Raw genomic sequence first — 14300 nt, 5'->3', positions numbered from 1 at the left:
CTGGTCAGACCATAACGCATAATTATAAAAGTGAAGTCGCCATGTACCCACATCTGTTAGAGCCTTTGGATTTAGGATTTACTCAGTTACGCAACCGTGTATTGATGGGATCAATGCACACGGGATTAGAAGAGCACAAGGAAGGGCTCCATAAGCTGGCCGCTTTTTATGAAGAGCGTGCAAAAGGTGGGGTTGGGCTGATTGTGACGGGCGGGTTTTCGCCTAATTTGCGCGGTCGACTGCACCCTTTCAGTGCTGAATTTAGCAAGGCAAAACATGCGCGTGCACACCAAGTTGTGACTGAGGCAGTGCATCGCCAAGGTGGAAAGATCGCCTTGCAATTGCTGCACGCAGGCCGATACGCAATGCACCCTTTTGCCCAAAGTGCTTCGGCGATTAAAGCACCTATTGCGCGTTTTGCACCGGGTGAAATGAGTGCCCGTCAGATAAAAAAAACCATTGATGCCTTTGCCAGTAGTGCTGAATTAGCTCACCTTGCAGGATACGATGGTGTGGAAGTGATGGGCTCGGAAGGGTATTTGATCAACCAATTTATCTGTAAACGTACCAACATGCGTTACGACGATTGGGGCGGTAGTTACGAAAATCGTATCCGTTTACCCATTGAGATAGTGAAAGCGATTCGTGCAGTGGTTGGTAAAGAGTTCATCATCATTTTCCGTCTTTCAATGCTGGATTTAGTCGAAGAGGGCAGCACTTTTGAAGAGGTTTTAATGCTCGCGAAGGCACTTGAACAAGCTGGCGTGACCATTATCAATACGGGCATCGGTTGGCATGAAGCGCGCGTTCCAACGATAGCGACTCAAGTACCCCGTGCTGCTTTTACTTGGGTAACGGAAAAAATCCGCCCACATCTCTCTGTGCCCGTCGTGACCTGTAATCGCATCAACACTCCAGAAGAAGCAGAAAAAATATTAGCAACGGGTCAAGCGGATATGGTGTCGATGGCGCGTCCGTTTCTTGCCGATCCAGAATTTGTTGCCAAAGCCGAGCAAGGAAAAGCCGCGCTGATCAATACGTGTATCGGCTGTAACCAAGCCTGTTTAGATAACGTATTTAAAGGCAAACGGGCCAGTTGCCTCGTTAACCCGCGGGCCTGCTATGAAACGGAAATGGTTATTCGCCCTGCGGCTCAGCCGAAAAAAATGGCGGTGATTGGCGCAGGTCCTGCGGGGCTTGCTTGCGCGACTACCTTGGCTGAGCGTGGGCATCATGTTGATCTGTTTGAAAAAAATGATCGCATTGGTGGCCAGTTCCGTTTGGCGATGCAAATTCCCGGCAAAGAAGAGTTTCGAGAAACCATTCGCTACTTTGCAAATCGTATTGATCAAACCGGTGTGCATCTGCATTTAGATACTGACGTCAATTTTGAGATGCTCGAACCGTACGATGAAGTGGTGATGGCGTCGGGTGTCGAGCCGAGAAAAGTAAAAATTGAGGGTATTGATAACCTAGAAAAGGTGGTGGATTACCAAACGCTGATCCGTGAAAAAACACCCGTTGGCGAAAAAGTCGCGATTGTTGGTGCTGGCGGAATTGGTGTCGACGTCGCCACTATGTTGACTGAGCCGACAGAGCATACGCTTGATGATTGGCTGCATGATTGGGGCATCGATAAAGAGATTGCTTATCCCGGAGGTTTGTACCCATTCCCTGATGGTATGAGTGAAAAAACGGTGTGGTTATTGCAGCGTCGCAAAGGACGAGTAGGTAAAGGCCCCGGTAAGACCACAGGTTGGATCCATAAACGCACCTTAGAAAAGCGTGGAGTGAATCTACTGGGTGGTGTCGGTTATGAAAAAATTGCCGCTGACGGTTTACATATCACGCTTGACGGTAATCCTTTGCTGTTAGACGCCGATAAAATAGTGATTTGTGCCGGGCAAGAATCAGTGCGTCCTTTTGAAGATAAATGGGCATCATTGGGTGAGAAGATGCATGTGATTGGTGGTGCCGATTATGCTGGTGAGCTTGATGCTGTGCGCGCGATTCGTCAGGGGGTAGAGCTGGCGATCAAGTTATAATCTGTGGTCCAAGCTAGGCGGTGGTGTTATCACTTGCAGTGATCAGTCAGCAATCGTAAAACAACAAAAGGCGCAAATCGCGCCTTTTGTCTTTGCTACGTTCGTGAAGAACAGCCTTCGCTTTGCTATAAAATGACCGTTTTGTTGCCATAAACAAAAACGTGATCGTTGATAACTTTGTTCAAGGCTTTACTCAGCACATTTTTCTCAACATCCCGTCCAGCTTGCGCCATGTTTTGCGCGCTGAATGTGTGATCAACCGGGATCACATCTTGCTTAATAATCGGGCCTTCATCTAAATCATTAGTGACAAAGTGCGCCGTCGCACCAATGATTTTCACACCGCGCTCGTACGCTTGCTGGTAAGGTTTTGCACCAATGAATGCCGGTAAAAAGCTGTGGTGAATATTAATAATTTTGTGATGGTACTTATCGACAAAGCTGGGCGTGAGTACCCGCATGTATTTGGCGAGGACCAAATAGTCGGCGTGATATTGGTCCAGCACTTCTAACAATTTCTGCTCGTGTTCCTCGCGGTTTAGCCCTTCATGAGAAACATGGTGATACGGGATATCAAACTTTTCGGTCAGATTTTGCAGCGTATCGTAATTGCCAATCACTGCAGCAATATCGACATCCAAGCTGCCATCATAATTCTTAATCAAAATATCGCCCAAGCAATGTGCTTCTTTAGTCACCAAAATAACGATGCGTTTGCGCGAAGAATCAATCAGTTTACGTTTTGCGTGTGCAGGCAAGGCTTGGTCAAGGTCGGCTAAAAGGGTGGTGTCGTTAAAGTAGCCTTCCAATTCAGTACGCATAAAAAAGTGACCACTGATGTTATCAACATACTCATTATTATGAATAATATTGAGTTGATGTTTATAACAAATGTTCGTGATTTTAGAGATAAGTCCGGGCGCATCACTACAATGAGTGAGCAGTGTTTTTCTTTCCATTATTAATTACTTCCGTGCATGATTTTTTTCGTTCTAAAAACTAATTCGTGAGCGTGTGAACGGTGAGGCGCCCCGCAATATAAGGGCTATAATTAATCTATTATCAAGTTGGTTTCAATATATAAACGGGTTCACCGTTAGGCTTTTACTAATTTTCTTCCTCACAGAGTGTCTTAAGGCGGTATTTATGGATAGAGAACTCCTCGCACGAAAGCTGTATATGGAAAGAGTGAGTGCATTGATGGGAGACCATCAAATTGACGAAATCATTTTGGAAGACATGTGGGAGAACCGAGCGTCACCCGCCGAGGCGGCAAAAGCAATGACCCAAACGGAGAATGGGTACGAAGGACCAGCTTGGTTATCTCGTTACCTCAATCGCAAATAGAACACACCTAACTGGCGCGGGTTGCACTTGGATTCGCGCCAGCTCATCAAACCTGACATAATGCCCCGCAACGAACACTTACCTCCACTTTTTGATGATTGCAAAAACCTTCTCTTCACAAGGCGCATTAGGCAAGGCCATTGCCGGTTTTCAAGCTCGACAAGCGCAAATTGACATGGCTGAAGCGGTCGCTAAGGCGATTGCCCAACAATCGCAATTAGTGGTTGAAGCAGGGACTGGTACAGGCAAAACCTTTGCGTATCTGGTGCCTGCGCTGCTCAGTGGTAAAAAAGTCATTATCAGTACGGGTTCTAAAAACCTACAAGAGCAGCTTTTTCATCGTGATTTACCCTTGATGATTGATGCGCTCGGTTTCTATGGCAATGTCGCGCTATTAAAAGGCCGAGCAAACTATCTGTGCCTTGATAGGCTGAGCCGCCAAATGGTGGAAAGCCACACCAACCAATCTGATCCACAGCTGCTGACTCAATTGGTGAAAGTGCGTCGTTGGTCATCGGAAACCAAAAGTGGTGATTTAGGTGAATGTGAAGAGTTGCCTGAAGACAGTGCGGTCATTCCAACCATCACCTCAACCAACGACAATTGCCTTGGCAAAGAGTGCCCAAGTTACGTCGACTGTTTTGTCTCTAAAGCGCGCAAAAAGGCGATGGATGCCGACGTTGTCGTGGTCAACCATCACCTTTTTCTAGCCGATCTGGCGATCAAAGAAACCGGGTTTGGTGAGTTGATCCCCGAAGCCGAGGTCTTTATCTTCGACGAAGCGCATCAGTTACCGGATATCGCCAGCCAATATTTTGGTCAATCAGTTTCCAGTCGCCAAGTTCAAGAGCTGGCGAAAGATATTGAAATCGGCTATCGCACTGAAGCAAAAGATATGCGCCAATTGCAGAAAGTCGGCGATAAACTGGTGCAGTCAGCGATGGATTTACGCATTGTGTTGGGTGAACCCAGTTTTCGAGGCAACTGGCGTGAGGCGTTAGCTTCACCATCGATTTCGCGAGAATTAGCGCGTTTGCGAGACAGCTTAGATTTTGCTATCGATGTGTTAAAACTCGCGTTAGGTCGCAGCCAGTTATTGGATACCGCATTTGAGCGCGCCAACTTAATCAAAGGACGAATTGATCGAGTGTGTGATGTCTCTATTACTGGTTATTCCTATTGGTATGACACCACGCCGCGTCATTTTAGTTTACACATCACCCCACTTTCGGTGGCCGATAAATTTCACGAACAGGTGCAACAAAAGCAGGGCGCATGGATTTTCACCTCAGCAACTTTGGCCGTAAACGACGATTTTAGCCATTTCACTCAGCGTTTAGGACTAAAGCCCCAAGCTCAGTTTTCATTACCAAGCCCGTTTGACTATCAGCAGCAGGCGCGGCTGTGTGTACCACGCTATTTACCTGAACCCAATAGCCCAGGCCTTGCCGATAAATTGGTGCGTATTTTGTCGCCAGTGATTGAGCAAAACCAAGGCCGCTGCTTCTTTTTATGTACTTCCCACAGCATGATGCGCGAGTTAGGTGAACGTTTTCGAGAAGTGTTAACCGTGCCAGTGCTGATGCAAGGGGAGACGAGTAAACAAAAAACGTTGGCCGAATTTATGGAATTAGGTAATGCCTTATTGGTCGCGACAGGGGCATTTTGGGAAGGGATAGATGTTAGAGGTGACGCATTAAGCTGTGTTATTATCGACAAACTTCCATTTACCGCACCGGATGATCCGCTGTTGAAAGCGCGAATTGAAGATTGCCGAATGCGCGGTGGGGATCCATTTGCGCAAGTACAACTACCCGATGCCGTCATCACCTTGAAACAAGGGGTCGGGCGTTTGATCCGCGATAAACATGACAAAGGTGTACTGATCATTTGTGATAACCGTTTAGTCACCCGTGACTACGGTGGGCTATTTCTTGCCAGTTTACCGCCCATTCCACGCACGCGGGATTTGGACAAAGTAAAAGATTTCTTAAGTCAAATTTCAGTCACGACACCCGTAACTATTAACAACAATTAGAGACAGTAATGAGCGCAAAGATCCTTGCCTTAGACACAGCAACAGAGAACTGTTCTGTTGCTTTAATGATGAACGGCAAACTGTACGTTCGCAGTGAAGTTGCCCCTCGCGATCACACCAAGAAGATTCTACCCATGGTGGATTCCGTCCTAAAAGAAGCGGGCATCACCTTACAGGAACTAGACGCGCTAGCCTTTGGCCGTGGTCCGGGCAGTTTTACCGGAGTACGGATTGGCATTGGAATTGCACAAGGTTTAGCATTCGGTGCTGATTTACCTATGATAGGTATTTCGACCCTGGCAGCGATGGCGCAAGGCAGCTATCGTTTACAGGGTTACCAGCAGGTGGCATGTGCAATTGACGCCAGAATGAGTGAGATTTACTGGGGTCGTTATACACGTCAAGAAGATGGCTCTTGGCAAGAGATAGATGCAGAGTGCGTCATTGCTCCTAATACTCTTGCTGAGCAAATCAAAGCTAACAGCATCACTTGGGGCTGCGCTGGAACGGGTTGGGCGGCTTATAAAGAAGAGTTAGATACGTTGCCTATCTCGTGTCAAATGGGGGAAGTATTGTACCCAGATGCACAGGATATGGTGTTTCTTGCTCAGTATGAGTTTGCTAAAGGAAACACGCTAACAGTGGAAGAGTCGAGCCCTGTTTACCTGCGTGATAACGTGGCTTGGAAGAAGTTACCGGGCCGAGAATAATCAGTTAAAGGCAAGGCGTTGCATTCGTCTTGCTCTAATTGAATAGGAACAGTATGGTTTCAATTAACGGTTTACCTCCTGCGATAGTGCCCGGTAGCAATAGGGCTAATCGCGCAAATAAGAACAATGGGGTAAAGAAAGGCGATGTCAAAACCGGAGTAGGCCAACCTACTAAGGTGGCGAATGCTGTTTCTCATTCAATTCGTCATGTCGATCCATCAGAGATTCATCAGGCTAATCTGGAATACGATCTTCCTGAAGGTCGATCAAGAAAGGCGATGGAAGAGTACATGGACGTGATGAACCAAGCAAAAAAAGAGGAACTTGCTCAACTGCTTGGAGTCGATATCTACATCTAATCCAACAAGGTCATTATGATGCGATCTTTTTCCACTTCTAAAACGCTACTGCTGTTATCGTCCACATTGTTGCTTGGTGCATGCTCAAGCTTACCGGATGATCTTCGTGCCAGTAGTGAGGCCGTGATCACCGATTACGCCACTTGGGTCAATACGCCAACCAATGAGCAAGATGAAGTCCGGCTGGGCGGCGTCATCGCCAGTGTGACTAATTTGGCGGATAAAACACGGATTGAAATAGTCAATTTGCCGATTAGCTCATCAGGCCGACCGGATATCGACCGCGAACCGCAAGGGCGTTTTGTTGGCTATGTTGACGGGTTTGTTGACCCAGTGGCTTATGCGAAAGATCGTTTGGTGACGCTAGTGGGAACCAGCCTTGCTCCAGAAAAAGCCAAAGTAGGTGAGTTTGAATACACTTTCCCAACCATGGCCGTAAAAGGGCTACATTTGTGGCGAGTTGAAGAAAGAGTGGTCGTGAATGATCTCGGTACTTATATGTACCCTTGCCACAGCTTATATTGTCGTCAAATGTACATTGGTGCTCGTGAAGGGCGCGTGGTACAAGAAGTGAAATAGCGATGCAACAAAAACAGTACTCTCTTGCGCAAGGAATGATTGCGACTCAAGAGTTGGGAAACGCACAAACGGCCGACTTATCGGTCGTTTTTTTGCATGGTTGGTTAGATAATTCATCCAGTTTTCTTACCGTTATCAAAGCGTTAAGTCACCTTAATCCACAGTTACACCTTTGCGCAATCGATTTACCGGGACATGGCCTTTCAAGCCATAAAGCCGACGGTCATTTTTACCCATTTCATGACTATATTGATGATATTTACTCATTTTTGCTCAACTTATCACCAAACAGGTTAGTGATCGTAGGGCATTCCCTTGGTGCTTTAATCGCAAGTTGCTATAGTGCCGCCTTTCCTGAGCAAGTCGCAGGATTAGTTCAAATCGAAGGAATGGCTCCATTGGCTGAATCGCCACTAGAGAGTGTGGCCAGGCTGCGCAATGGCGTACTCAGCCGCCAGCGGATCCGGCGTAAGCCTCGTCGTAGGTTACCGAACTTAGAATACGCTGTTGCTCGCCGAGCCGAAGTCAACCAGTTAGAAGCAGCCTTGATCCAACCCATCGTTATTCGAGGGGTTGAGCGGTGCAATGACGAGTGGTATTGGCGTCATGACCCACAGTTAAACAGCGATTCCTTGTATCGCATGTCGTATGAGCATGCTCAGCACATCATGGCGCACATCCAATGCCCACAACGTGTGATTCTCGGTACACACGGTTTTTCTGAGTTACGAGCCGCTCGAGGCTATTTCGCCGATGATCGGCAAGAGATGTTCACTATTTCTGGTGGTCATCATTGCCATCTTGAGCAACCTTCGCAAGTCGCAGAACTAATTTTTGGCTTAGTTAACAAAATTTAAACAAGTGTTTGAGTGTTTCGTGCTCAAGCGCTTTGGCTGTGCTGTAATAGCGCACATAAAAATATCGCCGTAGAGCAGCCGCCAATAACGAGGAGTATTACCGTGGAGAAACCTTGGCTTTCACGCTATCCAACTGATGTACCTGAATTCATCAACCCTGATCAGTACCTCTCTTTGGTCGAAATGTTTGAGCAATCGGTTCATAAATATGCCGATCAACCAGCCTTTATGAATATGGGTTCGGTCATGACTTTTCGTAAACTGGAAGAGCGCAGCCGAGCATTTGCCGCCTATTTGCAAAATGAGCTGAAGCTGAAAAAAGGTGATCGTGTCGCCTTAATGATGCCTAACCTATTGCAGTATCCGGTCGCGTTATTTGGCGTATTACGAGCCGGGTTGATTGCGGTGAATGTTAACCCGTTGTACACCCCGCGAGAGCTTGAGCATCAACTGAATGACGCCGATGCAAAGGCGATCGTCATCGTCTCGAATTTTGCCAATACCTTAGAGCAAATTGTTGAAAATACCTCGGTAAAACATGTGGTATTGACCAGCCTTGGACAGATGTTACCTAGAGCAAAAGGGACGTTGGTTGATTTCGTTGTGAAATATGTGAAAGGGATGGTGCCAAAATATGACTTACCAGGTGCCATTTCCATGCGTAAGGCGTTGCACAAAGGTCGCCGTTTACAGTATGTGAAGCCTTTTATGTCTGGCGACGACATTGCATTTTTACAATATACCGGTGGTACAACCGGTGTGGCAAAAGGGGCAATTCTGACCCACCGCAACATGATTGCGAATGTGCTCCAAGCAAAAGGGGCATATGGCCCAGTATTGGCCGAAGGCCGCGAACTGGTTGTGACGGCATTACCGCTTTATCACGTATTTGCACTGACCGTAAACTGTTTACTGTTCGTCGAAATGGGTGGGCGTAACCTATTGATTACTAATCCACGCGATATTCCAGGCTTTGTTAAAGAGTTGCAAAAGTACCCATTTACTGCCATTACGGGGGTGAATACGCTGTTTAATGCGTTGGTCAACAACGAAGATTTCCATGAACTTGATTTCAAAAATCTTAAGCTTTCTGTTGGTGGTGGCATGGCGGTACAGCGCGCGGTGGCCGATCAGTGGAAAAAAGTGACGGGTATCCACCTGCTTGAAGGTTACGGTTTGACTGAATGTGCACCACTGGTGACAGGTAATCCTTATGATTTAAGTGATTATTCGGGAGCAATTGGTTTACCCGTTCCTTCAACCGAAGTGCGTATCGTTGATGATGAAGGCAAAGTGTTGGCTTATGATCAAGTCGGTGAGTTGCAAGTGCGTGGCCCACAAGTGATGCAAGGTTATTGGCAAAGACCGGAAGCGACGAAAGAAGTGATTGATGCCGATGGTTGGCTCTCTACAGGCGATATCGTCAAGTTTGATGAGCAAGGAATGGTCTATATTGTCGATCGCAAAAAAGACATGATTTTAGTCTCTGGATTCAACGTCTATCCTAATGAGATTGAAGATGTGGTTGCACTGCATGGCAAAGTATTAGAAGTGGCCGCTATCGGCCAGCCTCATGAAGTGTCTGGTGAAATCGTCAAGATTTATGTGGTTAAGCGTGATCCGAGCTTAACCAAAGATGAAATCATTGCCCATTGCCGTAAACATTTGACTGGCTATAAAGTGCCTAAGTTGATTGAGTTTAGGGAAGATTTACCAAAAAGTAATGTGGGTAAAATTTTACGCCGCGTACTTCGTGAAGAAAATGATGCGGCAATTGAACAAACAAAACGTGCCTAAGCATCAACTCAGTATGAAAAAATAGTGCTAGAATGCCGACTCAAACCGTCGGCATTTTTATGTCCCCTCTAGTAGGGTTGCCCAAAGTGAGCCATTAGTGAACTACCAAATAATTACCCAGCCTAACGACCTACAACGTGTATGCCTTGCCGCGCGAGATGCCGATGTGGTGATGCTCGATACCGAGTTTGTCCGAGTGCGTACCTTTTACCCACAGCTCGGATTGATCCAGCTTTATGATGGTGAAAACCTTTCTTTAATCGACCCACTTGCCTTTGATGACATGGCCCCTTTTGTCGAGCTACTGCAAGACACCTCCGTGCTCAAAGTGCTGCATGCGTGTGGTGAAGATCTCGAAGTGTTTCATAATGCATTTGGCTGCACACCGTTTCCAATGGTCGATACACAAGTAATGGCAGCCTTTCTCGGCCATGGACTGTCTACCGGATTTGCCGCATTGGTCAATGAATTCTTAGGGATTGAAATTGATAAAAGTGAATCGCGTACTGATTGGTTAGCAAGGCCTTTATCGCAAAAGCAGTTGGATTACGCTGCCGCCGATGTGTTTTATTTGCTGCCGATTTACGAGAAATTACTCGATAAAGTGACGCAGGCGGGCTGGTGGCAAGCGGCGCAGCAAGAATCTGAACTATTGAGCGTCAAACGCATTAAACAGACTAATCCCGATTTGGCCTATTTGGATATCAAAGGGGCATGGCAACTAACACCGCAAGAATTAGCGATTCTCAAACCCTTAGCTACTTGGCGCTACGAAGAGGCGGTACGCCGTGATTTGGCGCTCAATTTTGTGGTCAAAGAGACAGATTTGCTGACTATCGCTCGTTTGGGATTGACGAGTGCAAGCCGTATGATTGATGAAGGGGCCGATCCGAGATCGATTCAACGTCACAGTGCCAAAATCATTGCATTGGTGAAAGCGGGCCAGCAGACTCCGGCTGATCAATACCCACCTAAAATCGACCCTTTGATGGACTATCCCGGCTATAAACAGTTGTTTAAACGGTTGAAAGATGAAGTTAAATCAGTGTCTCAAACCACGGGTTTAGCGACTGAATTTTTAGCCTCTAAAAAACAGCTCAACCAGCTATTGAGTTGGGTGTGGAAGAAAGAGAGAGATCCCGAGCAATTGCCGGATGTGATGCAGAGCTGGCGCTTACCTATTCTCGGTGAACGGCTCAACAAATTGGTTGAGTAAAATTGGTTAGTAAAGAGAAAGAGCCTGCAATTTTGCAGGCTCTTTTATCATAAGGATTACTTTTCTTCGTCTGGCAGTTTCACGTTCAATTCCAGCACAGAGATATCATCATCTTTGTGCTCAAAAGAGACTTCAACCATCGAAGGGTCAACCGCTACGTATTTGGCGATCACCTTGAGAATGTCTTCTTTCAATTGAGGCAAATAGGTCGGTGCAGGGTCATTTTCACTACGACGTTCGGCGACGATAATTTGCAAACGCTCTTTGGCAAGGCTTGCTGAGGTCGTTTTCTTTTGTGGTCGGAAAAACTCAAGTAGAGACATAATATTAACCCCCGAAAAGTCGTTTAAAGATGCCCTTTTTCTGCTCCGTTAGAAAACGAAACTCGACTTCTTGCCCTAATAAGCGCTCGACAGCGTCAGCATAAGCTTGGCCTGCGTCTGATTGATCGTCAAAAATAACCGGAACACCTTTGTTGGAGGCATTAAGCACCGCTTGGCTTTCTGGGATCACGCCAAGTAAAGAGATATGTAAAATCTCTTCAACATCTTCCACGCTCAACATTTCACCTTGTGTCACGCGAGTAGGGTTATAACGGGTCAATAAAAGGTGCTGTTTAACGGGCTCTAACCCTTGCTCTGAGCGCATTGATTTGGAATCCAAAATCCCTAAAATGCGGTCCGAGTCGCGTACGGAAGAGACTTCAGGGTTCGTCGTTACAATCGCTTCATCAGCAAAGTACAAAGCCATCAACGCGCCTTGCTCAATACCTGCTGGTGAGTCGCAAATGACGAAATCAAAGCCCATCGTATCGAGTTCATCCAAAACGCGCTTTACGCCCTCTTTGGTGAGTGCATCTTTATCACGGGTTTGTGAGGCAGGCAGAATAAACAGGTTTTCGGTGCGTTTATCTTTGATCATCGCTTGGTTAAGTGTCGCCTCACCGTTGATGACGTTGACAAAGTCGTACACCACGCGGCGCTCACAACCCATGATTAAGTCAAGGTTACGCAGACCGATATCAAAATCGATGACCGCTGTCTTTTTACCTTTTAAAGCCAAGCCAGAAGCAATTGCTGCGCTTGAGGTTGTTTTACCAACGCCGCCTTTTCCTGACGTTACAACAATAATGCGTGCCATTATGTTTTCCTTGTTAATTTTAAATCGTGAGCGTTTCAAAATGCAGTGAATCATCAACCATGCTGAGCATCACTTTCTTCTGCCAAAACTCACTTTCAATTTGATCGCTAAGCCAATAATTTCCAGCAATGGAGACCAGCTCTGCTTGTAAATCGTGACAAATAATTTTTGCTTCCGTTTGGCCGCTGGCACCGGCAATGGCCCTTCCGCGCAGTGAACCATGAATGTGAATTGAACCATCGGCGATCACTTCGGCCCCCGCGCTGACGTGATTGAGGATCACTAAATCGCTATCTTTGGCATACACTTGCTGGCCAGAGCGAATGGGCGTGCGAATCACCTTGGTTGGCGCGATTTGAGCGGGAGCTTGAGAAGGCGACTTGCTTGCTGCCATCACGGCAAAGCCAGCTTCTGAGGCTAAGTTTTGGCTGCGTTTATCACGGCAACCTGTCACACCGACCGGGATCATTCCCGCTTCAGTGATGCCTTGTTTAAGTATCGCAAAATCAATATCGCCAATCACTTTAGCAATATTGATCACTACAGGTGCAGAGGCAAAAAAAGCAGGAGCTTGGGCGACTTTTTCCTTGAGAAACTCAACGGTATTGGCAACTTCACTGTCGCAAAGGTGTAACACTGACAAAGTAAAACTGCTACCTTTTAGGTCAGGAGTATTCGACATCTTATATTGACCTCAATAACTAATGGCTTCACTAGAAAGGGCGTTGCCTGAAACTAGGGTTGTCATGTTATATTCCCTGACTTAGCTCAGCAAGTTATCTTGCGGTCAAATGTTTGTTTTAATCTCAAATTTGGTAAAAGTTTAACGTTTCTAACTTAATTGGCTCGAAAAGCCAGTTTATTACAATAAAAGGTTTGTCATGCTTTGCTCTATCTACAAAAGCTCTAAAAAAGAAGGTACCTATCTCTATATCCCCAAAAAGGATGACTTTTCACAGGTTCCTGACACATTAATGGCGATGTTCGGTAAACCTACTTTAGTCATGGTAGTGAAACTGGAAGGGCGTACACTTGCCCAAGTGAACATTGAAAAAGTAAAAGAGTCTCTAGAAAATGAGGGCTTTTTCCTACAGTTACCGCCACCGCCACAAAATTTATTAGAACAATATAAGCAGCAAAAGGCTCAGCAAAAAGATAGCTAAGTTTTCAGCTCAAGGAGGACGATTTGAGAAAGTTATTGTCAGTCGTATTGGGATTAAGCCTCTCCACGCCATTGATGGCGAATGAGGTTAGTTTTGAACACTATGTCGAAGGCTTGAAGCAGCAAGCACGAAATGAAGGCATTTCAGAGCAAATTTTAATCGATGCGTTTAAAAATGTGGAGTACAAGCCACGTGCTGTGACGGCCGATCGCAATCAACCAGAAAAGAAACTGACGCTGGATGAATATATCCCACGCGCGGTTCCAGAATGGAAAGTGAACCAAGCAAAGGCGCTGTATGAAAAGCACTATGCAGAGCTTAGCCGCATTGGCGAACAATATGGCGTACAGCCGCGCTTTATCGTGGCTTTGTGGGGCGTAGAAAGTAATTTTGGTGCGTTGACCGGTGGTTTTAGTGTTATTGATGCGCTGACGACTATGGCTTATGACGGTCGTCGAGAAGAATTTTTCCGCAAGGAGACGATGGCCGCGTTGCAAATTCTACAGCAAGGTCATATCCAAGCTGATGAGATGAAAGGGTCTTGGGCTGGTGCGATGGGACAATGTCAGTTTATGCCGAGTTCGTTTTTGGCGTTCGCTTCCGATGGTAATGGCGATGGCAAAAAAGACATTTGGCGCTCAAAGGAAGATGTATTCGCGTCGACGGCCAATTATCTCAGCCAATCGGGATGGGATGATAAATACACTTGGGGCCGTCAAGTTAAAGTTCCGCATGGGTTTGACCGCACTTTAGAAGGGCGACAGCCCGAAAAAGGGAAGTCACTGAGAGAGTGGAACAAGCTCGGTATTACCCGTTACGAAGGTAAACCACTGCCTAATTTAGACAACGTTCAAGCTTGGCTTATCATGCCAGATGATGAAAATGGCCGCGTTTACTTGGTATACAATAACTATAATGTGTTGATGAAGTGGAACCGTTCATATTATTTCGCCCTCGCGGTGAGCCATTTGGCGGATAGAATTACCTATTGATTTGAACCTTAATTGAACGCAAAGGGCTCATCATGAGCCCTTTGCTATTTCTGGAGA

At 46.4% G+C, this 14300-nt stretch carries 15 protein-coding genes; 11 read left to right on the top strand and 4 right to left on the bottom strand.

Going from position 1 to position 14300, the window contains the following annotated elements:
• The first annotated feature begins 41 nt into the window (after nucleotides 1-41).
• On the top strand, nucleotides 42-2045 hold the full coding sequence (locus AACV20_RS08170; RefSeq protein WP_170907112.1) for an NADPH-dependent 2,4-dienoyl-CoA reductase: 2004 nt from the start codon (nucleotides 42-44) through the stop codon (nucleotides 2043-2045).
• A gap of 125 nt (nucleotides 2046-2170) precedes the next feature.
• Here AACV20_RS08170 and purU read toward each other — a convergent pair whose 3' ends face one another.
• Nucleotides 2171-3004, bottom strand: coding sequence for a formyltetrahydrofolate deformylase (purU, locus tag AACV20_RS08165; RefSeq protein WP_170907111.1), 834 nt, complete (start codon nucleotides 3002-3004; stop codon nucleotides 2171-2173).
• Between the two features lie 187 nt (nucleotides 3005-3191).
• On the opposite strand from purU, the gene AACV20_RS08160 reads away from it, so the two are divergent.
• The 8 genes from AACV20_RS08160 to rnd all read left to right on the top strand — a co-directional run bounded on the left by AACV20_RS08160 (nucleotide 3192) and on the right by rnd (nucleotide 10948).
• Entirely contained in the window at nucleotides 3192-3392 is a 201-nt protein-coding gene (locus AACV20_RS08160; RefSeq protein ID WP_013857222.1) for a hypothetical protein, read from the top strand.
• A 94-nt stretch (nucleotides 3393-3486) separates the two neighbouring features.
• Nucleotides 3487-5430: an ATP-dependent DNA helicase gene (locus tag AACV20_RS08155; RefSeq protein ID WP_038148369.1), complete on the top strand. Its 1944-nt coding sequence runs from the start codon at nucleotides 3487-3489 to the stop codon at nucleotides 5428-5430.
• Nucleotides 5431-5438: 8 nt separating this feature from the next.
• Nucleotides 5439-6140, top strand: coding sequence for a tRNA (adenosine(37)-N6)-threonylcarbamoyltransferase complex dimerization subunit type 1 TsaB (gene tsaB / locus AACV20_RS08150; RefSeq protein ID WP_170907110.1), 702 nt, complete (start codon nucleotides 5439-5441; stop codon nucleotides 6138-6140).
• Between the two features lie 53 nt (nucleotides 6141-6193).
• Nucleotides 6194-6499 carry a chromosome partitioning protein ParA gene (locus tag AACV20_RS08145; protein ID WP_170888650.1) on the top strand — a complete coding sequence of 102 codons (306 nt, stop codon included), beginning with the start codon at nucleotides 6194-6196 and terminating at the stop codon, nucleotides 6497-6499.
• A gap of 15 nt (nucleotides 6500-6514) precedes the next feature.
• A complete protein-coding gene (locus tag AACV20_RS08140) occupies nucleotides 6515-7078 on the top strand; it encodes a Slp family lipoprotein (RefSeq protein ID WP_029626776.1) in 564 nt (187 codons plus the stop codon).
• 2 nt (nucleotides 7079-7080) lie between these two features.
• Nucleotides 7081-7935, top strand: coding sequence for an alpha/beta fold hydrolase (locus tag AACV20_RS08135; RefSeq protein ID WP_170907109.1), 855 nt, complete (start codon nucleotides 7081-7083; stop codon nucleotides 7933-7935).
• Between the two features lie 102 nt (nucleotides 7936-8037).
• Nucleotides 8038-9732, top strand: coding sequence for a long-chain-fatty-acid--CoA ligase FadD (gene fadD / locus AACV20_RS08130; RefSeq protein ID WP_026028639.1), 1695 nt, complete (start codon nucleotides 8038-8040; stop codon nucleotides 9730-9732).
• Nucleotides 9733-9829: 97 nt separating this feature from the next.
• Nucleotides 9830-10948 (top strand): ribonuclease D, encoded by a 1119-nt coding sequence (rnd, locus tag AACV20_RS08125; RefSeq protein ID WP_170907108.1) that lies wholly within the window; start codon nucleotides 9830-9832, stop codon nucleotides 10946-10948.
• A 56-nt stretch (nucleotides 10949-11004) separates the two neighbouring features.
• Here rnd and minE read toward each other — a convergent pair whose 3' ends face one another.
• The 3 genes from minE to minC are packed head-to-tail and all read right to left on the bottom strand — an operon-like array spanning nucleotide 11005 to nucleotide 12770.
• Nucleotides 11005-11271 (bottom strand): cell division topological specificity factor MinE, encoded by a 267-nt coding sequence (minE, locus tag AACV20_RS08120; protein ID WP_010317176.1) that lies wholly within the window; start codon nucleotides 11269-11271, stop codon nucleotides 11005-11007.
• 4 nt (nucleotides 11272-11275) lie between these two features.
• On the bottom strand, nucleotides 11276-12088 hold the full coding sequence (gene minD, locus AACV20_RS08115) for a septum site-determining protein MinD (RefSeq protein WP_013857214.1): 813 nt from the start codon (nucleotides 12086-12088) through the stop codon (nucleotides 11276-11278).
• 19 nt (nucleotides 12089-12107) lie between these two features.
• On the bottom strand, nucleotides 12108-12770 hold the full coding sequence (gene minC / locus AACV20_RS08110; RefSeq protein WP_013857213.1) for a septum site-determining protein MinC: 663 nt from the start codon (nucleotides 12768-12770) through the stop codon (nucleotides 12108-12110).
• Nucleotides 12771-12969: 199 nt separating this feature from the next.
• Here minC and AACV20_RS08105 point away from each other — a divergent pair, with 199 nt between their 5' ends.
• On the top strand, nucleotides 12970-13251 hold the full coding sequence (locus AACV20_RS08105; protein ID WP_017044579.1) for a YcgL domain-containing protein: 282 nt from the start codon (nucleotides 12970-12972) through the stop codon (nucleotides 13249-13251).
• Nucleotides 13252-13274: 23 nt separating this feature from the next.
• Nucleotides 13275-14243 carry a lytic murein transglycosylase gene (locus tag AACV20_RS08100; RefSeq protein ID WP_013857211.1) on the top strand — a complete coding sequence of 323 codons (969 nt, stop codon included), beginning with the start codon at nucleotides 13275-13277 and terminating at the stop codon, nucleotides 14241-14243.
• The last annotated feature ends 57 nt before the right edge of the window (nucleotides 14244-14300 follow it).

Source organism: Vibrio sp. B4-6, assembly GCF_963888245.1.
Lineage (GTDB): Bacteria > Pseudomonadota > Gammaproteobacteria > Enterobacterales > Vibrionaceae > Vibrio > Vibrio anguillarum.
This window is presented reverse-complemented; position numbering and strand designations above follow the sequence as displayed.